The organism is Pseudomonas sp. GW821-FHT07G06, from assembly GCF_058986625.1.
This window is the reverse complement of sequence record NZ_JBYSVW010000034.1, coordinates 1-23,174: the sequence shown is the minus strand read 5'-3', so window position 1 is coordinate 23,174 and position 23,174 is coordinate 1. Positions and strand designations below refer to the sequence as shown.

Annotated in this window: 19 protein-coding genes; 10 read left to right on the top strand and 9 right to left on the bottom strand. The window is 62.0% G+C overall.

Features of this window, described 5'->3' with window-relative positions; genetic code table 11:
* Positions 1–84 precede the first annotated feature (84 nt).
* The gene (locus AC3WJW_RS29755; protein WP_493728517.1) at positions 85–2,058 is read right to left on the bottom strand and encodes an alkyl/aryl-sulfatase; all 1,974 of its coding nucleotides are present in this window, start codon (positions 2,056–2,058) and stop codon (positions 85–87) included.
* A 137-nt stretch (positions 2,059–2,195) separates the two neighbouring features.
* Between AC3WJW_RS29755 and AC3WJW_RS29750 the strand changes: the two genes are divergently transcribed.
* The 4 genes from AC3WJW_RS29750 (at position 2,196) to AC3WJW_RS29735 (ending at position 7,105) form a co-directional block, all read left to right on the top strand.
* Positions 2,196–2,864 carry an ABC transporter ATP-binding protein gene (locus AC3WJW_RS29750; protein ID WP_493728516.1) on the top strand — a complete coding sequence of 223 codons (669 nt, stop codon included), beginning with the start codon at positions 2,196–2,198 and terminating at the stop codon, positions 2,862–2,864.
* 1 nt (position 2,865) lies between these two features.
* Positions 2,866–5,337, top strand: a complete 2,472-nt coding sequence (locus tag AC3WJW_RS29745; RefSeq protein WP_493728515.1) for an ABC transporter permease — start codon at positions 2,866–2,868, stop codon at positions 5,335–5,337.
* Entirely contained in the window at positions 5,327–6,409 is a 1,083-nt protein-coding gene (locus AC3WJW_RS29740) for a lipocalin-like domain-containing protein (protein ID WP_493728514.1), read from the top strand. The genes AC3WJW_RS29745 and AC3WJW_RS29740 overlap by 11 nt, the downstream gene beginning before the upstream one ends.
* 117 nt (positions 6,410–6,526) lie before the next feature.
* Positions 6,527–7,105, top strand: coding sequence for a hypothetical protein (locus tag AC3WJW_RS29735; RefSeq protein WP_008052121.1), 579 nt, complete (start codon positions 6,527–6,529; stop codon positions 7,103–7,105).
* Between the two features lie 600 nt (positions 7,106–7,705).
* Here the strand turns inward: AC3WJW_RS29735 and hglS are convergent.
* The 3 genes from hglS to AC3WJW_RS29720 form a co-directional block, all read right to left on the bottom strand.
* Positions 7,706–9,127: a 2-oxoadipate dioxygenase/decarboxylase HglS gene (gene hglS / locus AC3WJW_RS29730; RefSeq protein ID WP_493728513.1), complete on the bottom strand. Its 1,422-nt coding sequence runs from the start codon at positions 9,125–9,127 to the stop codon at positions 7,706–7,708.
* 110 nt (positions 9,128–9,237) lie between these two features.
* Positions 9,238–10,194 (bottom strand): alpha/beta fold hydrolase, encoded by a 957-nt coding sequence (locus AC3WJW_RS29725; RefSeq protein ID WP_493728512.1) that lies wholly within the window; start codon positions 10,192–10,194, stop codon positions 9,238–9,240.
* A gap of 22 nt (positions 10,195–10,216) precedes the next feature.
* Positions 10,217–11,671, bottom strand: coding sequence for a flavin-containing monooxygenase (locus AC3WJW_RS29720; RefSeq protein ID WP_493728511.1), 1,455 nt, complete (start codon positions 11,669–11,671; stop codon positions 10,217–10,219).
* Between the two features lie 198 nt (positions 11,672–11,869).
* Between AC3WJW_RS29720 and AC3WJW_RS29715 the strand changes: the two genes are divergently transcribed.
* Positions 11,870–12,943, top strand: a complete 1,074-nt coding sequence (locus AC3WJW_RS29715) for a diguanylate cyclase (RefSeq protein ID WP_493728510.1) — start codon at positions 11,870–11,872, stop codon at positions 12,941–12,943.
* A 199-nt stretch (positions 12,944–13,142) separates the two neighbouring features.
* Here the strand turns inward: AC3WJW_RS29715 and AC3WJW_RS29710 are convergent, their stop codons facing one another.
* From AC3WJW_RS29710 to AC3WJW_RS29700, 3 genes are all read right to left on the bottom strand, one after another.
* On the bottom strand, positions 13,143–14,012 hold the full coding sequence (locus AC3WJW_RS29710; protein WP_104448722.1) for an isocitrate lyase/PEP mutase family protein: 870 nt from the start codon (positions 14,010–14,012) through the stop codon (positions 13,143–13,145).
* 142 nt (positions 14,013–14,154) lie between these two features.
* The gene (gene astA, locus AC3WJW_RS29705; RefSeq protein WP_493728509.1) at positions 14,155–15,189 is read right to left on the bottom strand and encodes an arginine N-succinyltransferase; all 1,035 of its coding nucleotides are present in this window, start codon (positions 15,187–15,189) and stop codon (positions 14,155–14,157) included.
* Positions 15,190–15,244: 55 nt separating this feature from the next.
* Positions 15,245–16,261, bottom strand: coding sequence for an arginine N-succinyltransferase (locus AC3WJW_RS29700; RefSeq protein ID WP_493728508.1), 1,017 nt, complete (start codon positions 16,259–16,261; stop codon positions 15,245–15,247).
* A gap of 714 nt (positions 16,262–16,975) precedes the next feature.
* Between AC3WJW_RS29700 and AC3WJW_RS29695 the strand changes: the two genes are divergently transcribed.
* On the top strand, positions 16,976–17,548 hold the full coding sequence (locus AC3WJW_RS29695; protein WP_493728507.1) for a histidine phosphatase family protein: 573 nt from the start codon (positions 16,976–16,978) through the stop codon (positions 17,546–17,548).
* Positions 17,548–18,303, top strand: coding sequence for a precorrin-6A synthase (deacetylating) (gene cobF, locus AC3WJW_RS29690; RefSeq protein WP_493728506.1), 756 nt, complete (start codon positions 17,548–17,550; stop codon positions 18,301–18,303). The genes AC3WJW_RS29695 and cobF overlap by 1 nt, the downstream gene beginning before the upstream one ends.
* Positions 18,304–18,410: 107 nt before the next feature.
* Here the strand turns inward: cobF and ftrA are convergent, their stop codons facing one another.
* Complete coding sequence (ftrA, locus tag AC3WJW_RS29685; protein WP_015095677.1) at positions 18,411–19,397, bottom strand: transcriptional regulator FtrA; 987 nt, start codon at positions 19,395–19,397, stop codon at positions 18,411–18,413.
* A 101-nt stretch (positions 19,398–19,498) separates the two neighbouring features.
* Between ftrA and AC3WJW_RS29680 the strand changes: the two genes are divergently transcribed.
* Positions 19,499–19,933 carry a rhodanese-like domain-containing protein gene (locus AC3WJW_RS29680; protein WP_493728505.1) on the top strand — a complete coding sequence of 145 codons (435 nt, stop codon included), beginning with the start codon at positions 19,499–19,501 and terminating at the stop codon, positions 19,931–19,933.
* A 91-nt stretch (positions 19,934–20,024) separates the two neighbouring features.
* Here AC3WJW_RS29680 and AC3WJW_RS29675 read toward each other — a convergent pair whose 3' ends face one another.
* The gene (locus tag AC3WJW_RS29675; protein WP_493728504.1) at positions 20,025–20,663 is read right to left on the bottom strand and encodes a type 1 glutamine amidotransferase; all 639 of its coding nucleotides are present in this window, start codon (positions 20,661–20,663) and stop codon (positions 20,025–20,027) included.
* Positions 20,664–20,992: 329 nt separating this feature from the next.
* Here AC3WJW_RS29675 and AC3WJW_RS29670 point away from each other — a divergent pair, with 329 nt between their 5' ends.
* Together AC3WJW_RS29670 and AC3WJW_RS29665 are read left to right on the top strand one after the other, a co-directional pair.
* On the top strand, positions 20,993–21,772 hold the full coding sequence (locus AC3WJW_RS29670; RefSeq protein ID WP_007975754.1) for an ABC transporter substrate-binding protein: 780 nt from the start codon (positions 20,993–20,995) through the stop codon (positions 21,770–21,772).
* Positions 21,773–21,976: 204 nt separating this feature from the next.
* Positions 21,977–23,089 (top strand): succinylglutamate desuccinylase/aspartoacylase family protein, encoded by a 1,113-nt coding sequence (locus tag AC3WJW_RS29665; protein ID WP_493728503.1) that lies wholly within the window; start codon positions 21,977–21,979, stop codon positions 23,087–23,089.
* Positions 23,090–23,174: the final 85 nt, after the last annotated feature.

Sequence of the window (23,174 nt, the reverse complement as noted above, 5' to 3'; positions counted from 1 at the left end):
AACCTGAGAGCACCGCGGGGTGTCAGGCTCCCCGCATCATCGTTGACCTCCATCGCGAGCAAGCTCGCTCCTACAGGTGATCTGTCACGGGGTAACGATATTAAACTGCGGCGCAAACGTATCGAGGCTGGTCATCAACTCTCCAAGCTTCTTGCCATTGCCTTGCAATTTGATCAGGCCTTTCTGGATCGCCGTGGGGATGTCCAGCTGCTTGAGGCTGATCTGTTCCAGGGTGGCCTTGCTCATGGTCACGCTGGCATCCGCCTGGGCGTTGAGGCCGGTGCGGTGGGTCAGCACGCCGTTGCGCAGGGTCAGGTTGAAGTCCATGTTCAGGTCCTCGAAGGTCCAGTTCAGGGTCAGGTCATGGCCTGCGGCCTTTTCGCTGTCCAGACGCACTGCCAGGAAGTCGAAGAACATCTGCGGGCTCATCGCCCGCACCATGTCCACCGACACCGAAGTGCCCGCATGGGGTGGTACGCCGTTGCGCAGTTCCATGGCGCCGGTCAGGTACATGTTGCGCCAGGTGGCGTTTTCACTTTGATAGCCCATCTGCTCCAGCGCCTCGGCCTGGGCTTTGCGCGCGTCGCCGTTGTCCGGGTTGGCGAACAGCAATTGATTGCCCAGCTGCGCGGCCCAGCGGTACTCACCCTTGGTCATCGCCGCGCGCATTTTCTCCAGTACCGCCGCTTCGCCACCCATGGCCTCGACCGTGTACTTCGCCGTTTCCACAGGTGGCAGCGGATTGAGGTTGGCCGGGTTGCCGTCATAGAAACCCATGTAGCGCTGATACACCGCACGGGTGTTGAAGCTCAGCGAGCCGTAGTAGCCACGGGTGTACCACTTCTGGTCCAGGCTGCCGGGCAGTTTTTTGATCGAGTCGGCGATTTCCAGCGGCGTCAGGCCCTGGTTCAGCAGGTGCAGGGTGCGGTCATTGAGGAAGGCGTACATGTCGCGCTGGTCGGCGAGGAAGGTGCGGATGCGTTCGCCGCCCCAGGTCGGCCAGTTGTGCTGGGCGAACAGCACGTCGCTCTTGTCGCCGTACCGCGCCAGGCTGCCGTCCAGGTACTCGGCCCAGGCCTTGGCATCCCGCACTTGCGCGCCGCGCGGGGTGAGGATGTTGTGCATCATTTGCGTGGCGTTTTCCGCCATGCACAAGGCACGCAACTGCGGCAGGTACAGGTTCATTTCCGCCGGCGCCTCGGTGCCCGGGGTCAACTGGAATTCCACCTCGAGGCCGGCGATGGTGCGGGTCTCCAGTGCCTTGTCGATCAGGTCGGTGGGCGGGATCAGGGTGACGGTGCCGCCGCTCGGCGTGCTCTTGCCCAGGCCGGCGTCGACCTGGCCTTTTTCGCCACGGGGCAGCAGGCTGCCGAACTGGAACTGCGCGCGGCGGCTCATGGCGTTGCCGGCGTAGACGTTCTCGCTCATCACGTGTTCCATGAACCCGGCGGGGGCGAACACCTTGACCTTGCCGGCCTTGACGTCGGCTTCGTCGATGACCCCGCGCACGCCACCGAAGTGGTCGACGTGGGTGTGGCTGTAGATCACTGCCACCACCGGTTTGTGCGGGCGGTTCTGGTAGTACAGGTCCAGTGCTGCCTTGGCGGTTTCGGCCATGGTCAAGGGGTCGATGATAATCAGCCCGTCGTCGCCTTCGATGATGGTCATGTTTGCGAGATCAAGGCCGCGCACCTGATACAAACGCGGGCTGACTTCGAACAATCCGGCATGGGCGCTGAGTTGGGCCAGGCGCCAGAGGCTCGGGTTGACCGACTCCGGGGCCTGGTCTTTGGCGAGGAAGTCATAGGCCTGGATGTCCCAGATGACCTTGCCCGCGGCGTCCTTGACCTGGCCCTTGAAGGGCGCGATCAAACCTTTGCTGACCGACTCGTAGTCGGTGCGGTCGGTGAAGGGCAGTTGCTTCAGCACCGCGGCGTTACTGGCCGTGGTTTGCGGGCTGGCCGCGACCGGTGCATCGGCGGCGACCACCGATTGCACCAGGCAGGCAGTGATCAGGCAAGCGAGCAGCCCACGAGGGCTCAAGGTGAAACGAGGCATGGTGTCTCCGTTTTTTATCGTTATGGCTAGACCAGCTTCGAGGGTAGGGCGGGGCACGGGCAGGGCGATCATCGGCAACGGACAAAAAACATTCAGGGCCGCTATCCTTGAGCCACGCATATCCAGCAGGTTGACCCATGCTTGAAGTCCATGGCGTTTTCAAAAGCTACGCCACACCGCAGGGGCCGCTGCCGGTGCTGCAAGGCGTCGACCTGACGCTCAGGCCCGGCAGCAGCCTGGCGCTGATGGGCGAGTCGGGCAGTGGCAAAAGCACTTTGCTGCACCTGATCGCCGGGCTGGACAAGGTCGATCGCGGCAGTATCCGCAGTGGCGGGCATCGCCTGGAACAGATGAACGAAGGGCAACTGGCAAACTGGCGTCGTACGGAAATCGGCCTGGTGTTCCAGCAATTCAACCTGATCGGCAGCCTGCGGGTCGAAGACAACCTGGCGATTCAGGCGCGTTTGGCCGGGCGTCATGACCCACGCTGGCAAGCCCATCTGGTTCAGCGCCTGGGCCTGGGCGAGCTGTTGCGGCGCTACCCGGAGCAACTGTCCGGCGGCCAGCAGCAACGGGTCGCGCTGGGCCGGGCGCTGGCGTCGCGCCCGCCATTGCTGCTGGCCGACGAACCCACTGGCAGCCTCGATGAAACCACCGGTGCCGAGGTGTTGCAGTTGCTGCTGGAACTGCTCGACGACAGTCCCACCAGCCTGCTGATGGTCACCCACAGTCCCGGCGTGGCGGCGCGGCTGGCGGAAAAGGCCTTGCTGTGCGGTGGTCGCCTGGCCGCTGTGGATGAGCCCTGACATGCGCATCTTTGGCCAGACCCTGCGCGCGCTGCTCAGCCACTGGCGGCAGCATCCGGTGCAGTTTTTCAGTGTGCTGACCGGGTTGTGGCTGGCCACCGGCCTGTTGACCGGCGTCCAGGCACTCAACAGCCAGGCCCGCGACAGCTATGCCCGCGCCAGTCAGTTGATCGGCGGCGAGCCTCAGGCCAGTCTCAGTGCGCCCGGTGGCGGCACCTTCCCACAGCAATGGTTTGTCGATCTGCGCCGCGCGGGGTGGCCCGTGTCACCGGTGCTGCAAGGCCGGGTCACGCTCAAGGGGCATGAAGAACAGCGTCTGCAGTTGATGGGCATCGAGCCGGTGTCGCTTCCGGCGGGCGCGGCGGTGGCGGGGCAGGCCTTGGCGATTGAGCAGGTGGTCGGTTTTTTCAGCCCGCCGGGCAGTACCTGGATATCGTCGCAAACCTTGCAGGCACTGGGCTTGCGCGAAGGTGACCGACCGCTGAACCTGGCGGGCGTGGCACTGCCGCCGCTGCAGGTGCAGGCCGACATGGCGCCCGGGTTGCTGTTGGTGGACATCGGTTTTGCCCAGCAGATTCTCGGGTTGCCGGATCAGCTGTCGCGGCTGCTGCTGCCGAAGGATTTCACTGCGCCGCTGCCGCACGCCTTCCAGAGCCAGCTGCAACTCAAGAGCGCCGGCGAAGAAAACAACCTCATACGCCTGACCGAAAGCTTTCACCTGAACCTTGCAGCCCTGGGGGTGCTGTCGTTCGTGGTCGGCCTGTTTATCGTGCACGCCGCCATCGGGCTGGCGCTGGAGCAGCGGCGAGGTTTGCTGCGGACCCTGCGTGCCTGTGGTGTGAGTGCGCGCATGCTGATCGCTTGTCTCACGGTCGAATTGGGTGGATTGGCCCTGGTCGGCGGGGCGGCCGGGGTGGTCAGCGGCTACCTGCTGGCGGCCGGGCTGTTGCCGGATGTCGCCGCCAGCCTGCGTGGCTTGTACGGTGCCGAAGTGGCGGGGCAGTTGAACCTCGGCCTGTCATGGTGGTTCAGTGGTATCGGCCTGAGTCTGATCGGCGCGTTGCTGGCCGGTGTCAACAGTCTGCTGCGGGCGGCGCGCTTGCCATTGCTGGCGCTGGCCGACCCGCAGGCCTGGCATCAGGCCCATGCACGCTGGTTGCGACGCCAGGCCTGGGTGGCGGCAATGGCGGGGGTGATCGCGTTGCTGGCATTGATCTTCGGCGACAGCCTGGTCAGTGGCTTCGTGCTGATGGCAGCGCTGTTGATCGGTGCCGCACTGGCGTTGCCGGTGGTGCTCAGTTCGCTGCTCAGTCTCGCTTCGCAGCGTAGTCGCTCGGTACTGGGCCAATGGTTTGTCGCCGATTGCCGTCAGCAACTTCCGGCGTTGAGCCTGGCGTTGATGGCGCTGCTGTTGGCCATGGCCGCCAATATCGGTGCCGGCAGCATGACCGCAGGGTTTCGCCAGACCTTCAGCGACTGGCTCGAGCAACGTCTGACGGCCGAGCTTTACCTCAACCCACAGAACCCGGCCCAGGCCAGGGAGCTGCACGGCTGGCTCAACCAGCAGCCGCAACTGGCGGCGGTGTTGCCCAACTGGCAGGTGTCGATCCAGTTGCAGGGCTGGCCGACGGACCTGTCCGGGATCATCGATCACCCGACCTACCGCCAGCACTGGCCGTTGCTCGAAGCCCTGGGCGACAACCCTTGGGAACGGTTGGCCAAGGACGATGCGGTGATGCTCAGCGAACAACTGGCCCGGCGCCTGCGCGTGCAACTGGGCGACCACCTGACGCTGCCGACGCCCACTGGCCCCTGGTCGCCACGGATCGTCGGGATCTACGCCGACTACGGCAATCCCAAGGGCCACATTCTGGTCAATATCAATCACCTGCTGCGCGGCTGGCCGCAACTGGCACCGAACCGCTTCAACCTGCGCATCGAACCGGCATCGATCCCGGCGTTCGTCACGGCGCTGCAGGCGCGTTTTACCCTGGAGGACAGCCGCATCGTCGATCAGGCGCGGCTCAAGGGCTGGTCCACGCAAGTCTTCGAACGCACCTTCGCCGCCACCGCCGCGCTCAATAGCCTGACGTTGTGCGTGGCCGGCGTGGCGCTGTTCATCAGCCTGTTGACCCAAAGCCAGAGCCGTCTCGGACAACTGGCGCCGCTGTGGGCGCTGGGCGTGACACGCCGGCATCTGATGTTGCTCAACCTCGGGCAAACCTGGTTGCTGGCGCTGCTGACCCTGGTGCTGGCGTTGCCGTTGGGCATCGCCCTGGCGTGGTGCCTGGACACGGTGATCAATGTGCAGGCCTTTGGCTGGCGCCTGCCGTTACGGGTGTTCCCGTTGCAACTGTTGCAGTTGATGGGCCTGGCGCTGGTGGCGACATTGCTGGCTTCGGCCTGGCCGTTGTTCCGTTTGTACCGCACGCAACCGGCGGACTTGCTGCGGACGTTTGCTCATGAAGATTAAGTTCGGCGTCTTGCTCCTGGCGCTGTTGGTGCTGCTGTTGAATGGCTGCGATCAACCGGCGCCGGTAGAAAAGGGTTTTGCCGGGCTGGGCAACCAGGCCGCTGCGTTTACCCCGGTGGTGCCCGGCCGGGTGTTCAGCTTCCCGGCGGATCACGGCCCGCACGATGGCTTTCGCATCGAATGGTGGTACATCACCGCTAACCTGAAGGACGCTCAGGGGCATGAGTTCGGTGCGCAATGGACGCTGTTTCGCAGCGCCTTGAAAGCCAGCCCCGAGGTGGCGGGCTGGCAGAATCAGACGATCTGGCTCGGTCATGCGGCGGTGACGTCGGCGACGGTGCATCACGCGGCGGAACGCTATGCCCGTGGCGGCGTCGGTCAGGCCGGTGTCAGCGTTGCGCCGTTCAATGCATGGATCGACGACTGGCAGCTGAGCAGCCAGGCGACAGCCGACGATCCGTTGGCCGACCTGCTGCTCAGCGCCCGCGACAAGCGCTTCAGCTACCGGCTGCGATTGACCTCGACAGGTCCGCTGGTGCTGCAAGGCGACAAGGGGTTCAGCCAGAAGTCCGAGCAGGGGCAGGCCTCTTACTACTACAGTCAGCCGTTTTTCCAGGCCAGCGGCACTCTGGAAATCGACGGCCAGACCTTTCAGGTCAGTGGCCCGGCCTGGCTCGACCGTGAATGGAGCAGCCAGCCCCTGACGGCCAATCAAAGCGGTTGGGACTGGTTCTCCCTGCACCTGGACAGCGGCGAGCAGGTGATGCTGTATCGCATGCGGCAAAAGGACGGCGAGCCTTACCTCACCGGCACCTGGATCGACGCCCGGGGGCAGACACAGCTGCTGCACGCCGGCGACATCAGCCTCATACCGCAAGACAGGGCCAGCGTGGTCGGGCGCGACATGCCCGTTCGCTGGTCGATCAAAATCCCCTCCAGACACCTCGATATCACCATCACTGCGCTCAATCCCCAGGCGTGGATGGACTTGCGCATACCGTACTGGGAAGGCCCGGTGCGCCTCAGTGGCAGTCATGCAGGGATCGGCTATCTGGAAATGACCGGGTATTAGAAAATCAGCGGCCTGCTGCGACCACTCGCTGAACAGCGTCTATGCTCATCGCACACATGGCATTGCGCTTTGCGTCAACGCCGTCTGTTGTCATTCATCACAGGGAAAGTTCTGCCTATGAAACGCCACGCACTGACCAAAGCCATCACCCTCGCCACCTTGCTGTCTGCTGCCAGTTTCGGTGCGGTTGCCGCCGAACTCCCGTTGTCCGAAGTTGTGGTGGTCGATCAGGTCGCCACCCAAGTCGTTTCGGTAGATACCGCAAACCGTATCGTGGTCCTCAAAGGCCCGCAGGGTAATGAATTCCCTGTGCAACTGACCGAAAAAGCGAAAAACCTCGACAACCTCAAGGCCGGCGACACGGTCGACATCAGGGTCACCAGCGCCGTTGCCGCCTTCCTCGACACCGATGTCGACAAAGGCCTGCCGGGCACTGCCGAAGCCACCGGCGAAGTGCGCGCAGCACCCGGTAGCGACAACCCTGGCGGCGAAGCTTACCGTCAAGTGAAAGTGCAGCTGAAAATCACCCACATCGACCAGAAAAAACACCAGGTGACTTTTGAAAACCCGGAAGGCAAGTCCAAGACGGTTGACGTCAAGCGACCTGAAGTCCAGGCCAAACTCAAGGACTTGAAAGTCGGACAAAGCGTTAACGTGGTTTACACCGACATATTGACGGTGACCAGCAAGCACTGAGATTGAGTGATATGGGCTGATTGTTTTTGTAGAAGTCTTGTACAGGAATAATCAGCTCATAGCGTTTAACGGTCGCGTTTAAAGCGTTGTGCGGCGTCGCAATCAAGTCGATGTTTCCTTAAACATTGTGTCGATAAATTTCATCTTTGCAGTGCGGACATATTGATTCTCATCTACTAAAATACTTTCCGTTCGCCCAGTGTGCGGCTCTTTACCAGTGCATGGATTGCCGAGGCCATTGCACTGGGCGAACACTTTATTGGTTGTATTGAAAGTTTCGGATATAAAAAAACGGGCGACCTGCAGGTCGCCCGTTTTTTTTGGGGGCAGCGTGGGCACGCTCCCATGTAGGAGCTGGCTTGCCAGCGATGGTCGTTAACGATAACGCGGGCGAACTGGATAAACGCGGTCCCCTGTAGGAGCTGGCCTGCCAGCGATGGTCGTGAACGATAACGCGGGTGAACTGGATAAACGCGATCCCCTGTAGGAGCTGGCCTGCCAGCGATGGACGTTAACGATAACGCGGGCGAACTGGATAAACGCGGTGCACTGAAGTCCATCGCCAGCAGGCTGGCTCCTACAGGTATTGCGTTATCGGTGTTACCCGGGATTGCGTGAGGAGCCTTTTTCATTGTCTTGAACAACATCGGCCAACGCCGCGAAACACTGCTCGATCGAGCGCCGCTGGCTCTCGGCATACAACGCCAATTCATCGATCGTCGAACGCCCCAATGCCTTTTCGAACGCCTGCTGATTGGCGTGCACGCCGTAACGGGTTTGCGCCGCGTCCCCCAGGTTTGACTGAAAAATCCCCGCCGCGCTGACCGGCAGGAAGTCTTCGTACACCAGCGGCTCAACCCGCAGGTAACCACTGCCGAGCAGGTCTTCCAGGGCGGCATTCTTCAGGTCGCCCGCCGCCAAGCCTTTTTCCGTCACGAAGTAGCGGAAGTAGGCCAGCTCCTGTTGGCGCATGCCTTTCCAGGTGTCAGGAAACTCGCTGAAATGCTGCGCCATCAGGGCGTTATAGCGCGCGGCGTTGGCTTCGTTGGGGAAGTCCTTGAGTTCGTCCCGTGCGGCATTGAGCAAGCGGTCGTACAGTGCGCGGCCTTTTGGCGTGAGGGCGGCACCGCGCTGTTCGATCTCGCCGAAGCGGGCGCTGTGGCTGCCGCGAGCTTCGTTCTGATCGGTGAAGGCAATCGGCTCGTCGAGGGCCTTGAAACTGGTCTGGCGCAGCAGGATCGGGCACTGGCGGCGGGGCGGACCTTCGATCACCGCTTTGGGGGTGATGCCGTGGGCGGGCATTTGCGCCTGGACGATGTCGATGTCCAGGGTCCGTGGAGTCAGGTGGTTGATGTGCGGACCCTTGAATGCCACCACGTCGGCGATCAGCCGATGCTGGGCGCTGAGTTTCTGATACTGCTCGGCGGTGACGGTGGCGCTGTGGTGCCAGCGAAAGGTTTCCAGGGCTTGTTCGACGAATTCCCGGGCTTGCGGTTCGGTCAGGCCGCCCTCGGATTCGGCACGCTCGACGAGCGAGAGGGCTTTGGCGGTGAAGATCGAGCGTCGGTCGAGCATCGACTGGGCGAACGCTCGCAGTTCCAGGTCTTCGATCAACTCCAGGCGCAACAGCGAGGTGAATACCCGGAACGGACTGACCTGCAACGATGCTTCATGCACTGCGCGAAACGCCGTGGAATGCACTGGCACGCCGGCCGGTGTCAGGTCGTAGTAACCCACCGGTTGCATCCCCATCACCGCGAACAGGCGGGCGAGGGTCGCCAGTTCATCGGCCGTACCGACGCGGATCGCCCCATGGCGCTCCAGGTCCAGGCGCTCGATTTCGCCGGTGCTGGTGAGCTGTTGCAGGATCTGCGGATCGCTTTGCAGCACGTGACGGTTGGTCTGCTCCACCAGTTCCATCAACGCGCCGTACAACGGCACTTCCTCACGGTACATGTCGGACATCGCTTTGGAGAAGCGTTGGCGGATCAGGTCAGGGCTGACGAAGTTCGGGTGGCTCATGAACAGGATTCCTGGCGCGGTGACGTAAAGGATGGGCAAAAGATCGCAGCCTTCAGCGACGCCGACAAACGAAGTTTCTGACGAACTTCATTCTGCAAAGGACTGCAAACCTAGTGCAGTCGTTGATCCTGTGGACTCTCCGACCGCAGCGATGCCAAAAACTCCCGATACAGGCGCGCCGAACCGGAGGGCGCTTCCACCATGGGCATGTGCCCGATGGCGTCCCAGATATGCACGCGCAGGTCGGCGATGCCCTTGCTCCAGACCGCCACGCTGCTGACGTCGATCAGCCGGTCCTTGCGCCCCCACAGCAACAGCGACGGGGCGATGATGTCGGGCAGGTGGGGTTCCATCGGCGGGCTGGCGCGGAAATCGCGGAAGATTTCTTCCAGTTCTTCGCGGGACTGTTCATAACGCTGGGCGACGGCATCGAGCACAAGCTTCGGCACCCAGGGCGGGGACGCCATGGTCATGGCGTAGAAACGCCGGAATTCTTCCCGCGAGTGAATCAGGAACGGGTTGTGGCCCTTGGCCAAATGCCGCTCCAGGTCACTGGGCTCGGGTGAGGTGACCCCCGCCGGGTCGATCAGGGCCAGGGACACAATGCGCTCCGGGTAATTGGCCGCGAGCCACGCCGCCATGTAGCCACCCATGGAGTTGCCGATGACATGGACTTTCTCGACGCCGCACACGTCCAGCAACTGGATCATGCGCTTGGCCTGCAGCGGGATGTCATAGCCACCGCCCGCCTTGAAGCCGGTTTCGCCATGACCGGCGATGTCCGGGATGATCACCCGATGGCTGCCGACAAAGTGCCGGGCGAAACGCAGCCAGAGGTTCTTGTCGGCGCTGAAGCCATGGAGCATCAGCACACTGCTGGTGGCCTCGTACGGCCCGCCTTGCCAGGTCGAGACGGTCATCTCGGGGATGGGCACGACGATCTTGTGCAGCCGGTACAGCTTGGCCTCGGCCGCCATGCTCAAGTCATAGAGCCAGTAGCCGATGGCCGGGTAGGTCAGCCAGCTCCAGGCGACGAACACTGCGAGAACCACGAACAACAAAAGCATCACGCGTCTCCCTTCTATCAGCTCAGGACAAAATGTGATCGGCGGGTTTCAGCGCTCGGGTCAAGCGATGAAAGCTGAAACTGAACCCCGGAAACATCGCAATCACATGACCGCTCTTGCTTTGATACCAACTGTGGCAACCACCGGACTTCCACACGGTACGTTCCATTTCCCGGTGGATCATTTCAGTGTAGGTACGTTCCGCCTCATGGCGAACTTCGATGCTGCGTAAACCTTGAGTCTTCAAGGTGCGAATGCAGTCGAGGATGTAATTCATCTGCGATTCGATGATGAACAGCGCCGAGGTGTGGCCGATCCCGGTGTTCGGCCCGGTGACGATAAACAGGTTGGGAAAGTCGGGCAGGGCGGTGCCGAGGTAGGCCCGAGGGTATTGCGCCCAGACTTCCTTGAGACGGGTGCCGTTTTTTCCCGTGACCGGGTAGGAAATCACTCCGTCGGTGGCGTCGTAGCCGGTGGACCAGACGATCAGGTCCAGGTCGATGTGTTGGCCATCCAGGGTGACGATGCCGGTTTCGTCGATGGCGGCGATGCCTTGCTCGCGGCTGTGCAGCGTCACGTTGCGCCGCGCCAGTGCCGGGTACAGCGTGCTGGACAGGATCACCCGTTTGCAGCCGATGGTGTAGTCCGGCGTCAGTTGGCTCCGCAGTTTGGCGTCCGGCACCTGGCGTTTGAGAAAACGCAGGGCCTGGCGCTGGACCATGTGTACCGCCGGCTTCGAATATTTGAAGGCAATCACCCGGGTTTCGAACTGCCAGTAGATCCCCCAGCGCAGCAGTTTGTAGGCCGGTTTGAGGCCCAGCAGCCAGCGCTGGAAACGGCCAAAGCTGCGGTCAGCCCGGGGCAATACCCAGTGGGGCGTGCGCTGGAACACATGCAAGTGCCCGACGTCCGGGGCAATGGCCGGAATCACCTGGGCCGCACTGGCGCCGCTGCCGACGATGGCCACGCGTTTTTGCCGATAGTCGTAGCCGTGATCCCAGTTGTTGGTATGAAAAGTTTTACCTTGAAAACGCTCCTGCCCCTCGAAGCGCGGCACCACCGGTTGGCTCAGCGGCCCGGTCGCGTTGATCAGGAACTGCGCGCAAAACGTGCCCTTGTCGGCGGTGTAGACGGTCCAGCGCTTGCTGGTGTCGTCCCATTCGATGCGCTCGACATTCGCGTCCAGTTCCACCTTGTTGCGCAGGCCGAAGTGTTCCACCACATGGCGGGTGTAGCGATGCAGTTCGGCCTGTTCGGCGAACATCTGCGTCCAGCGATACGGCGCGAAAGACAACGAATACAGCGGCGAAGGCACGTCGACGGCCGCGCCGGGGTAGGTGTTCTGGCACCAGGTGCCGCCGAAGAAATCCCGCCGCTCCAGCAGGCGAAAATCGTCGATGCCGGCCTTGAGCAAATTGATTGCTGCACATTGGCCGCCAAACCCGCTGCCGATGATCAATACTTGAAAGGTCTGCATGGGCCTCCTCTTATGGTCATTGATCAACCCCTTCTTTCATGTATAGCCGTTTCTGGGGTGAGGCTTTTGCTTTTATGTGAGGGTGATGTCGCGATATTCAGCCCGTCAGCCGGTGATGGCTATTTAATCTCGCCCTGATAGACTCCAGCGCACAGGCACAGGCTGTTATCGCATTCCGTCGAGTGGCACAGAGGCCTTATGGAAAAAGCGGGAGGAAAGGGTTTCTCATTGGCCAGGAGGCTCTATACATCGCGAATCCTGGGGGTGGCCCTGGGGTTGGTGTGCGTGAGCGCGGCGATGTATCCACTCGATCCGGCGCCCTGGGTCTGGGGTTTCATGTGGTTCAATGGCCTGGTCTGGCCGCACGTGGCTTATCAATGGGCACGCCGGGCCAGAAAGCCTTATCACGCCGAACACCGCAATCTGCTGATCGATGCCTTTCTCGGCGGCTTCTGGATTGCCGCGATGCATTTCAATCCACTGCCCAGCGCGACCACCATTTCCATGATGGCCATGAACAACGTGGCCATCGGCGGCATGCGCTTCCTGCTGGCCGGGACGGCCGCGCAAGTGCTGGGCATCGGCGTCGGTTTGCAGATTTTCGCCCCGGCGTTCATTCCAGCGACCAGCCCGCTGCAGCTCTATGCCTGTTTGCCCTTGCTGTGCCTGTATCCCTTGGCGCTGGGGTGGATCTGCTTCCGCCAGGCCCATACCCTCGGCCGTCAGAAGCGTGAACTGCTGGCGCTGAGCCGCACCGACAGCCTGACGGGCCTGTTCAACCATGGCGCCTGGAAGGACCAGCTGGAAGTCGAGTTCCAGCGCTGCAAACGCCAGCAAAAAGGCGGGGCGATTGCCCTGATCGACATCGACCATTTCAAGGCCATCAACGACACCTACGGCCATGTTGCCGGTGACATCGTCCTGCGTCAGTTGAGCAAAATGCTCAAGCAGAACCTGCGAGCGACCGATGTGGCCGGGCGCTACGGCGGTGACGAGTTCTGCGTGATCCTTCCGGACCTGCCCCTGAACCGCGCCGCCATGGTCATGGATGCCTTGCGTGATCGCTTCGCCACCTTGGGTTACGAGCAGAGTCCGGCGCTGAAAGTCAGCCTGAGCATTGGCCTGGCGTCCTTCGACCCGGCGCACACCGATGCCACGCTTTGGCTCAACGACGCCGATCATGCGCTGTACGAAGCCAAGACCACCGGGCGTAACCGCGTGATCTGTTGCGGCAATGGCAAGCCCCATCGCGAACTGCTCGACTCGGCGTGAGCGCCCACCGCATGACCTGTGGGAGCGGGCTTGCTCGCGAAGGCGTAGTGTCAGTCGATATAAATGCTGAATGACACACCGCATTCGCGAGCAGGCTCGCTCCCACAGTGGATTTGCGGTGAGTACATCATCGGTGTACACCCGCGATCCAAATGTGGGAGCGAGCCTGCTCGCGAAGGCGGTGAATCGGGTTAAACCATCACTCCTTCACGCTCATGAACTCTTCCGCGTAGCGGATGTATTCCTCAGGTTGCGTGTAGGTGTGAGTCAGCTCGGTCGCGCTCAGGTCCGAGGTCTGGGTGAGGATCTGGCGTTGTTCGCGCAGGCTGTCGTAGGTCGCCTTGATCGCGGCGAAGTAGGCGCCATGGCCGTCGATGGTCACGCGCACGCCCAGTTCGGCCAGGCGCTTGTCGTCGCGCAGCAGCGGGTTGCCGTAGGTCACCAGCATCAGCGGCACGCTCAGGTGCTCGGCGATCTGCTCCAGATGGTCGAAGTCCTTGACGCCCACCATGCAGATCCCGTCGGCCCCGGCTTGCTGGTATTGCCGGGTGCGGCTGATGATTTCCTGCACCGGCAGAATCCCGGCGTGGGTGCGGGCGATGATCGCCATTTCCTTATCGCAGCGCGCTTCCAGTGCCGCGCGGATCTTGCCGACGCCTTCGGCGACCGTGATCAGGTCGGTGGATTTGCGGCCGAACTGCGCGGGCAGCAGAGTGTCTTCGATGGTCAGCGCGGCGACGCCGGCCCGTTCGAGCTCGACGATAGTGCGCATGACGTTGAGCGCGTTGCCGTAGCCGTGGTCGGCATCGGCAATCACCGGCAACTGGGCAACGCGGCCGATGCGGGTGGCTTGTTCCGCGAACTCGCTGAGGGTGATCAGAGCAAAGTCAGGGGCGCCCAGCACCTGCAGCGAGGCGACCGAGCCACCCAGGATCCCGACTTCGAAACCCAGGTCGGCGGCGATGCGCGCCGACATCGGGTCGAACACCGAGGCCGTGTGGTAGCAGGTGTCGGAGGCGAACAGTTGGCGAAAATTGCGGCGCAAATCTTGATGGGAAAGCCTGGACATATGAGTTCCACCAATGGAATGGAAGGGCTTGAGCAAAAGTGTCAACGCCGAAGAAACAAAAGGCTATCACGCGCGCAGGGGGACAATGATGACGAATTTGCTGGGTAAGCCGGATTGACGCCTGAGGCAGTAAGCTGATAAGTCACGCCGCCACGGCCTGTTGCCGCTGGTTGAGCAGCGGCACGGCGCGCACCGAATCGCCGGGCTGCAGCTGCAAGCGCTTGGCGGTCAGGCGATCGACCACCAGGCTGTTGCCCGCCAGGCGGGCCGGGACGCAGGTAATGCGGCAGTTTTCCAGGCGACGATTGTGAATCAGCCAGAGCGGATCGTTAGCGTCCGGCGAGCCGATGGCCAGTTGCAGCGGTCGGCTGTCGCACACGGTGCGGATACTGGAAACCGGGGCCTCGATGACCGGTCCGCCGTCGAAGATATCGATATGGCCGTTGTGGGCAAAACCTTCGGCGCTGAGGATTTTCAGGGCCGGCTCGGTGTTCGGGTGGGCCTTGCCGATCACCGCCTGGGCCTGTTCGGTGAGCAGGCAGGTGTACAGCGGCTGGCGTGGCATGAGTTCGGCGATGAACGACTTGTTGCCCAGCCCGGACAAGTGATCGGCATGGCTGAAATCCATCTTGAAAAAATGCCGGCCGAGGCTGTCCCAGAACGGTGAGCCACCTCGTTCGTCGGTACTGCCGCGTAATTCGGCGATCAGCCGGTGGCCGAACAGCTGCGTGAACTCGGCCACGAACAACAAGCGCCCGAGCGAAAGCAAACGACCGTTGCTTCCCTGGCGCTGATCCGGGCGCAGGTACAACGAGCAGACTTCCGATTGCCCGGTCAATTCGTTGCTCAGGAACAGGGTCGGGATCTGGCGCTGGATACCCAGGTCCGCGCAAGCATTGACCGTCAGCCCGACCCGGTAGTTGTACCAGGGCTCGCGCAGACCGATTCCACCCGTCAGGGCGCTGACGCCCACCACTTGCTGCTCGTCGTCCTCGAGCACGAACAGGTAATCGGCATCGGCCCGATCGACCTGCCCGGCAAAGGTGCGTTGGGCCCAGCGGATCCGGTAGGCCAGGCGTTCTTCGTCGGCCGGCAGGCTGGTGAGTCCGGGGCTGGCCTGACGCACCAGCGTGAACAAGGCGGGCAGGTCGGTGATCTGGACCGGACGGACAATCATGCGGCTGTTCCTTGTTCATGGGTGTTCGGGCGTTGGCGTTGACCCAGGCGGGCACTCACAGGGCGATCAGCCTGACCGGGCTGCCCTCGGTCACCTTCAGCGCCGTGCACATGGCCGCGTCCAGCGTGACGGGTTCCCCGGCGATGTAATCAAGATCGGCGACGATGGCCCGATAATCCTTCAAGGACTCGTTGCTCACCAGATAGCTGCCCCGGGCATCGTTCACCGGGCCAGACTGCGTGAGGCTGCACTGGCTGTGGGCGATGGACCGAATGCCCGAGGTGCGCGCATAGAGCGTCGGGCCGCCATCGAACAGATCGATGTAACTGTTGGTTTCGAAGCCTTCACGCTCGAGGATATCGAAGGCCTCCTGGCCATCGGGGTGGATGCTGCCGATGCAGTCCTGTGCCGCTTGCGGCAGCATGGGCACGTAAATCGGATACTGCGGCATCAGTTCGGCGAGAAAGGTGCGGCTCTGCAGGCCGCAAAGCCGTTCGGCCTCGACGTAGGGCAGGTCGAAGAAATGTTTGCCCACGGCATCCCAGAATGGCGAGTGCCCTTCATCACTGCTGAAGCCAACGATTTCGGTGATCACCGTTGCGGAAAAACGCCCGGGGTGGGCTGCGATGAACAACAGGCGCGCCCGCGACAGCAGTTCGGAATGGGCGGTGCGTACCCGTGCGGCATCGATATGGAAGCCGCGCAGCAAGGTGTGGCCGCTGAGGTCGTGACACAACGACAAGGCCGGTACACCGTGCTCGATGTTCAGTTCCCGCGAGGCACTGGTGAAATGCCGGTTGCGCAGGCTGTAGAACGGCTCGCCGTACCCCGCCGTGGCGAGGATTTCCGAGCAGCCGACCAGGTGCTGCGTCGCCGGGTCTTCAAGGACAAAGAAATAGTTTTCCGGGCCATGACCCTCGACGTCTTTCTCGAACGAGGCACAGGAATCGAGAATTTTTTCGCGCAACCGTTCGCTATCGTCGGGCAGGGATGTGACACCCACCAGGCTTTCACGAGCCAGCTTCTGCAACCTTGGCAGGTCGGCCAACTCGACTGGACGCAAGACCAGCATGGAGACACTCCTGTATCAAACGATCCGGCGGTTTGAGCCGAACCTGACTATCACTGTCGGTTTTTCCACACATTTATTCGGTGGACATCTGATCGTTGTCAGGCGCCACTCTTTTTCTTGTCAGATGCTTCCTGGGATTGCCTGTATTAAACGAGGAACGGACGATTCGGCCACTGGCGTTGCCGGGCCTGGCACATTGATCGGGTATTCGAGAAAGGGCATCCGGGCTCCTGCTGGATGAGCGTGGCACATGTTTTAACAGTCCGTTGAAAAGAGTATTTAATTATCGCGTGCTGCCTGTCTAGTTAATTTTCGCGGGGTCCGACCGTGCCCGAAAATGGGGCGAAGTGCCTGCAGCAAGGGGCTACGCCGATGTCGCAAAGTCTTGTAGGCCATTGCCTGAGTTGCAGTCAGCGATAAGAGAAAACCTGCCAGGACATGCCTGACGGAGCCCGCTTCAAACCGGAAAATTAAACACCCCCAAGGCCTGATGCCAGTCAGTGCAAACCTTGTGGGAGCGAGCTTGCTCGCGATGACGGCTGGACAGTCAAACAAGGAGTGCCTGACAGTCTGCCATCGCGAGCAAGCTCGCTCCCACAATGTCCGGGGCTTAACTGATCGGCATTACCCCCAAGGCCTGCTTTCTTGCGGCACAATTGCGCGATGGCAGTCCCCTGACGCCGTTGTTCCTTTCCATCCCTGGAGTGATTGCCGGTGCAGGCGACCCGTTTAACCCTGATTTGTCACGCTAGAACCGTCGCACAGAAACTGGCGCGTTTTCCATTGGACGAACCTCTGGAGATGGATTGGCAAGCGCTCAGGCTTTCCCGTTGCAAGCAGTTCAAGGGCGTTCCACACCTTGTCTGCGGTCCGGAACTGCGCACCCGGCAAACCGCAGAGCTGTTCGGCAGCGCGCCGGAGATTGTCGACGCACTGAAGGATTGCGACTTCGGGGATTGGGGTGGTGAGCGCATCGGCGATTTGCAAAAAACCGACCCCGGGGCCCTCGAGCATTGGCTGGGGGATGCGGCTTCGGCACCCCACGGTGGCGAGTCGCTGGTGCAACTGGGCGAGCGAGTGGCGGCGTGGTTGACCGCGTTGCAGTCGACGCCGGGGCACGTCGTTGCCATTACCCATCCCTTTGTCATCCGCGCCGCGCTGACGCAGGTGTTGCAGGGTGCGGCGTCCGACATGATCGACGTCGAACCCCTGTCGGCGGTCGAGTTGAGGTTCCATGGCCGCTGGCGGTTGCGCTTGCCGGGCACCGACCCCGAGGACTTGCTGTGATGAAAAAACTCCTGGTCATCGGCATCGGCGCCGGCAATCCCGACTACATCACGATGCAAGCGGTGAAGGCGCTGAATCAGGTCGACGTTTTTTTCCTCATGGACAAGGGCGAGAGCAAAGACAAACTCATCGACTTGCGGCGCGAAATCTGCGAACGCTACATCACCGACCACGATTACCGTTTTGTCCAGGCCCACAGCCCCGAGCGCGAGCGCGGTGAGGTGGACTACAGGAGCAGTGTCGACGACTTGAACCTGGCCAAACAACAGACCTTCGAACGGCTGATCAATGAAGAACTGTCCGACGACCAGTGTGGTGGTTTCCTGGTGTGGGGCGACCCTGCGCTGTACGACAGCACAATCCGTATCCTTCAGGCGATCCAGGCCTCGGGCGCCTGTGGGTTCGAGTTCGAGGTGATTCCCGGCATTACCAGCGTCCAGGCCCTGGCGGCACAGCACAAGGTGCCGCTGAACCAGATTGGCCGCTCCGTTGAAATCACCACGGGCCGGCGTTTGGCGGCAGGGCAGGTGAGCGATGCCGACAGCCTGGTGGTGATGCTCGATGCTCAGGATGCCTACCATCAGGTGGCGGACCGGGACACCGAGATTTACTGGGGGGCCTATCTGGGGACGCCGGATGAAATCCTGATCAGCGGCAAGCTCAAGGATGTGGCGGATGAAATCGAACGGGTGCGCAAGGCGGCGCGGCTGGCCAATGGCTGGATCATGGATACCTATCTGTTGCGCAAGCCTTGAGAGCTTGAGGTGACAGGGCTGACGCCTTCGCGAGCAGGCTCGCTCCCACAGTGGACTTTCAGTGTTCACACCATCCGTGTGGGAGCGAGCCTGCTCGCGAAGGCGTCTTAAAGGCCAACCGAAGGTAAAGCACTGCCTCCACGCCCAAACCGCTCCCGATACACCGAAGGCGGCACGCCAACCACGGTTCGAAAGGCCACCCGAAAGCTTTCCACCGAGCGATAACCGCAACGTTCGGCAATCTGCTCGGTGTTCTGGTCGCTGCTTTCCAGCAGTTCGCGGGCGCGGCCCAGACGTTGCTGCTGCAACCAGGTTTTCGGTGACTGGCCGCTGGCTTCGGTGAAGCGACGCAGGAACGTACGTTCGCTCATGGCGGCTTCGCTGGCCAGGTCGCGCACTTCCAGCGGTTCGTGCAAGCGCTCACGTGCCCACTGCATGACGCGGGAAAGATCGCTGCGCGGTGTAGGACTGACCGGCGTCGGAATGAATTGCGCCTGGCCGCCGCTGCGTTGCGGCGACATGACCAGGCGCCGGGCCACGGAATTGGCCACTTGCGTGCCGAAATCCCGGGCCACCAGGTGCAGGCAGGCATCGATGCCGGCCGCGCTGCCGGCGGAGGTGATCAACTGGCCGGAATCGACATACAGCACGTCCGGGTCCACCAGGATGCCGGGAAACCGCTCGGCCAGTTCCGAGGTGTAGCGCCAGTGCGTGGTCGCACCGTGCCCGTCGAGCAACCCGGTGGCGGCGAGGACGAACACCCCGGAGCAGATCGACAGTAACCGTGCGCCCCGCGCATGGGCCTGGCGCAGGGCGTCGATGAGCTCTGCGGGGACCGTGGCGCTGCGGTCGCGCCAGCCGGGAATGATGATGGTGCGGGCATCGGCGAGCAATTCCATGCCGCCGTCGGCCAGGACCTGGATGCCGCCCATGGCACGCATCGGGCCTTGATCGACGGCGACGATGCGATGTTCGTACCACGGGAAATCGAACTCGGGGCGTGGCAGGCCGAAGATCTCCACGGCAATGCCGAACTCGAATGTGCAGAGGCCGTCGTAGGCCAGAATCGCGACCATTGCGGGGTTGGGATGCATTTGGCGGAAAATTCCCGATCGGTGTCTTGTGCGCCACTGTAGCCGCAAGTGCCGGGCGGATAAAGTCTCCCCACACCCATCGCCTCTTTGGAGTACAGCCCATGACCAGTCTGGTTCGCGAAATTCCCGCCGCCCCATCGGCCATCGCCCTGATGCATTTCAGCAACCGTCTGACGTTCGAAACCGATTGTTCCGACGTCTACGGCAGCCAGCAGGCTGGCGAAGTCGATTTCATTCTGGTGGATGTGCGTGGCCCGCTGGCGTTCGAGCGCGGGCATGTACCGGGAGCGATCAACATTCCCGGGCGCTTGCTGACCGCCGAAGGTTTGGCCGGATATCCGAAAAACACGTTGTTCGTGGTCTATTGCGCCGGGCCTCACTGCAACGGCGCCAACAAGGCCGCGGTGAAGCTGGCGGCCCTGGGGTATCCGGTCAAGGAGATGATCGGCGGCGTGACCGGGTGGCTGGATGAAGGGTTTGAGTTGAGTGCCGGGGTGAAGCGGCAAACCGCCAGCGTGGTCGGTTGCGAGTGTTGAGGTAACCGAAAAGATCGCAGGCTGCGCCAGCTCCTACATTGAATTGCGTTGCCTGTAGGAGCTGCCGAAGGCTGCGATCTTTTGATCTTTGTTATTCACTCCCCGCCGCCAACCACTCATCCAGTGTCGCCTGCAACCACTCCAACACCTCGGCATAGGCTGCACCGTCCTGCGGCCCCCGCGGCAACGGCGACTCATCGCCAAAATGCGCATTGAGCATGGCCACCGACTCGGCGTTCCACTCCGGATGAAACTGCAACCCCAGCCGCGCTGGCCCGGCGCGGTACATCTGCTGCACACAGTGCTCGCTGCTGGCCAACAGTTGCGTGCCAGGCGGCAGGTCGATGGCGTCTTCGTGCCACTCGAGTACCTTCAGCGCTTGTCCATCGATAAAGCTCACCGTGGTCCATCCGGTTTCGCTCCGGTCCATGCGCCGTACATTGCCGCCCAGACTCAACGCCAGCAACTGGGCCCCCAGGCAGATGGCGAACACGGCCCCGCCCAGATCCAGGCTGCCTTTGAGCCATTGCCGTTCGGCCGCAAGCCAGGCCGGGCCGGCATTGGATTCATAAGGCCCGCCCAACAGAATCACCGGATCGGCGCTAACGGGCGGCAACTGCCCCAGGTCGGCGCGAAACACCTGCAGCGTCAGCCCTCGGGACTCGGCCCAAAAGGCGATGGCACCCGGGCCTTCGGCGGGGTGGTGCTGGATCAGGTTCAACGTGGGCATCGCGCTACTCTCGATGGGACGCAAGGGCGCCCAATGTGCCGTAAAACGCCCGGCATCGCCAGCCGGCCCGTTGCGTCGGATGGCGTCGAAACGCCTGTAGGTCCGATCTGAAAACGCGATCTGTCCGACAGACGTTTCCCCGTCATGGCGCGTTCACCGCAATGACTCGATCCTGGCGCCACTTTTTTGTAAGTATTTGTCGCCTTGGCGTAATTTACCCTCCTGTAGCCGCTCTAGACTGCCGGCCACTTCGGTTCCGCTCACAAAGCGAGGACCGAACGCTGCCAATCGAAGCTGCCAATAAAAGCCTCCGCACACAGGAGTTATAAATGAAGAAGCTAGTGATGTTCGGTGCCCTGGCACTGTCGATGTTGTCCCTGACCGCCGTGGCTGACGACGCCAAGCCGATCCGCATCGGCATCGAAGCCGGTTACCCGCCATTTTCGATGAAAACCCCTGACGGCAAACTCACCGGTTTCGACGTGGACATCGGCGATGCCCTGTGCGAGCAGATGAAGGTCAAGTGCACCTGGGTCGAGCAAGAGTTCGACGGCCTGATCCCTGCGCTGAAGGTCAAGAAAATCGACGCCATCCTGTCGTCCATGACCATCACTGACGACCGCAAGAAGAACGTCGATTTCACCATCAAGTACTACCACACCCCGGCGCGCTTCGTGATGAAGGAAGGCACCGACGTCAAGGACCCTCTGACCGAACTCAAGGGCAAGAAAGTCGGTGTCCTGCGCGCCAGTACCCACGACCGCTTCGCCACTGAAGTGCTGCAACCGGCAGGGATTGTCCTGGTACGCTACGGCTCCCAGCAGGAAGCCAACCTGGACATGGTCTCCGGCCGCATCGACGCGCTGCTGGCCGACTCGGTCAACCTGGACGACGGTTTCCTGAAAACCGACGCCGGTAAAGGTTTTGCCTTCGTCGGCCCTGAGTACAACGATCCGAAGTACTTCGGTGGCGGCGCCGGCATTGCCGTGCGCAAGGGCGATACTGCCCTGGCCGAGCAGTTCAACAAAGCCATCACCGAGATCCGCGCCAACGGCAAGTACAAGCAAGTGCAGGACAAGTACTTCAAGTTTGACGTTTACGGCGAGTAATCCAGCCGTTTGGAAAAGTGGCAACCGTCAGACGCGGTTGCCATTTTTTTTGTGCAATCATTTCCAGCACAAAGATCCCTGTGGGAGCGAGCCTGCTCGCGAAGGCGCCGGTACATTCAACATCCATGTTGGCTGGCTTGACGCTTTCGCGAGCAGGCTCGCTCCCACAGGTGATTTCACCGTGCAGACATCAGGAGTCCGTCCATGCAACGCATCGACCACACACTTCCCTGGAGCCACCTGGGCACTGAGCGCACCCTCAGCGTGTTCCGTTATGGCGCGGGGCCGCGCAAGGTATACATCCAGGCCAGCCTGCATGCCGACGAATTGCCGGGCATGCGCACGGCCTGGGAGTTGAAGAAGCGCCTGACTGAACTTGAACAGCAGGGACAGTTGAACGGCGTGATCGAACTGGTGCCGGTGGCCAATCCCATTGGTCTCGACCAGCACCTGCAAGGCAGCCACATGGGGCGATTCGAGTTGGGCAGCGGCAAGAACTTCAACCGCTCGTTCGTCGAACTCAGCGCGCCGGTGGCCGAGCGGGTCGGTGATCGTCTGGGCAGCGATGCCCAGGCCAACATCGCGCTGATTCGCCAGACCATGGGCCAGGTGCTCGACGAATTGCCGGCAGCGACATCGCAGCTGGAAGCCATGCATCGCCTGTTGCTGCGCCATGCCTGCGACGCCGACATCACCCTGGACCTGCATTGCGATTTCGAAGCGGCGATCCACATCTACGCGTTGCCGCAGCACTGGCCACAATGGCGATCCCTGGCGGCGCGTTTGCAGGCCGGCGTGGCGCTGTTGTGTGAAGACTCCGGCGGCAGCTCGTTCGACGAGTCCTGTTCCTCGCCCTGGTTGCGTCTGGCCCGGGCGTTCCCGGCGGCGGCGATTCCACCGGCCAACCTGGCAACCACGCTGGAGCTGGGCAGCATGGGCGACACCCGGGTCGACCAGGCCCGGGCCAATTGCGAGGCCATTCTCGGCTTCCTCGCCGAGCAGGGATTCATCTCCGGCACCTGGCCGGCGGCACCGGCCGACTGCTGTGAAGGCATGCCGTTCGAAGGCACCCAATACCTGTTCGCACCGCATCACGGCGTGGTCAGTTTCCTGCGTGAAGCCGGGGAATGGGTAGAGAAGGGCGATGCGCTGTTCGAGGTGGTCGACCCGTTGAACGACAAGGTCACCACCGTGCAGGCCGGCACCAGTGGTGTGCTGTTCGCCATCGATCGTGGGCGCTACACCCAGCCTGGCACCTGGCAGGCGAAAGTCGCCGGGCGTGAGCCGATTCGGATGGGGAAGCTGATCAACGACTGAGCCCGGAATTTTCTTTGTCTGTACTGGCCTCTTCGCGAGCAGGCTCGCTCCCACATTTGAAATGCGGTCCTTGTGGGAGCGAGCC

Bases quoted from the DNA above. Each gene is read 5' to 3' on its own strand.
- AC3WJW_RS29665 (WP_493728503.1), top strand. From the start codon at position 21,977: ATGCAACGCATCGACCACACACTTCCCTGGAGCCACCTGGGCACTGAG.
- astA (WP_493728509.1), bottom strand. From the start codon at position 15,189: ATGATTGTCCGTCCGGTCCAGATCACCGACCTGCCCGCCTTGTTCACG.
- AC3WJW_RS29700 (WP_493728508.1), bottom strand. From the start codon at position 16,261: ATGCTGGTCTTGCGTCCAGTCGAGTTGGCCGACCTGCCAAGGTTGCAG.
- AC3WJW_RS29680 (WP_493728505.1), top strand. From the start codon at position 19,499: ATGACCAGTCTGGTTCGCGAAATTCCCGCCGCCCCATCGGCCATCGCC.
- hglS (WP_493728513.1), bottom strand. From the start codon at position 9,127: ATGAGCCACCCGAACTTCGTCAGCCCTGACCTGATCCGCCAACGCTTC.
- AC3WJW_RS29745 (WP_493728515.1), top strand. From the start codon at position 2,866: ATGCGCATCTTTGGCCAGACCCTGCGCGCGCTGCTCAGCCACTGGCGG.
- AC3WJW_RS29735 (WP_008052121.1), top strand. From the start codon at position 6,527: ATGAAACGCCACGCACTGACCAAAGCCATCACCCTCGCCACCTTGCTG.
- AC3WJW_RS29755 (WP_493728517.1), bottom strand. From the start codon at position 2,058: ATGCCTCGTTTCACCTTGAGCCCTCGTGGGCTGCTCGCTTGCCTGATC.
- AC3WJW_RS29720 (WP_493728511.1), bottom strand. From the start codon at position 11,671: ATGCAGACCTTTCAAGTATTGATCATCGGCAGCGGGTTTGGCGGCCAA.
- cobF (WP_493728506.1), top strand. From the start codon at position 17,548: ATGAAAAAACTCCTGGTCATCGGCATCGGCGCCGGCAATCCCGACTAC.
- AC3WJW_RS29740 (WP_493728514.1), top strand. From the start codon at position 5,327: ATGAAGATTAAGTTCGGCGTCTTGCTCCTGGCGCTGTTGGTGCTGCTG.
- AC3WJW_RS29725 (WP_493728512.1), bottom strand. From the start codon at position 10,194: ATGCTTTTGTTGTTCGTGGTTCTCGCAGTGTTCGTCGCCTGGAGCTGG.
- ftrA (WP_015095677.1), bottom strand. From the start codon at position 19,397: ATGCATCCCAACCCCGCAATGGTCGCGATTCTGGCCTACGACGGCCTC.
- AC3WJW_RS29675 (WP_493728504.1), bottom strand. From the start codon at position 20,663: ATGCCCACGTTGAACCTGATCCAGCACCACCCCGCCGAAGGCCCGGGT.
- AC3WJW_RS29710 (WP_104448722.1), bottom strand. From the start codon at position 14,012: ATGTCCAGGCTTTCCCATCAAGATTTGCGCCGCAATTTTCGCCAACTG.
- AC3WJW_RS29750 (WP_493728516.1), top strand. From the start codon at position 2,196: ATGCTTGAAGTCCATGGCGTTTTCAAAAGCTACGCCACACCGCAGGGG.
- AC3WJW_RS29715 (WP_493728510.1), top strand. From the start codon at position 11,870: ATGGAAAAAGCGGGAGGAAAGGGTTTCTCATTGGCCAGGAGGCTCTAT.
- AC3WJW_RS29670 (WP_007975754.1), top strand. From the start codon at position 20,993: ATGAAGAAGCTAGTGATGTTCGGTGCCCTGGCACTGTCGATGTTGTCC.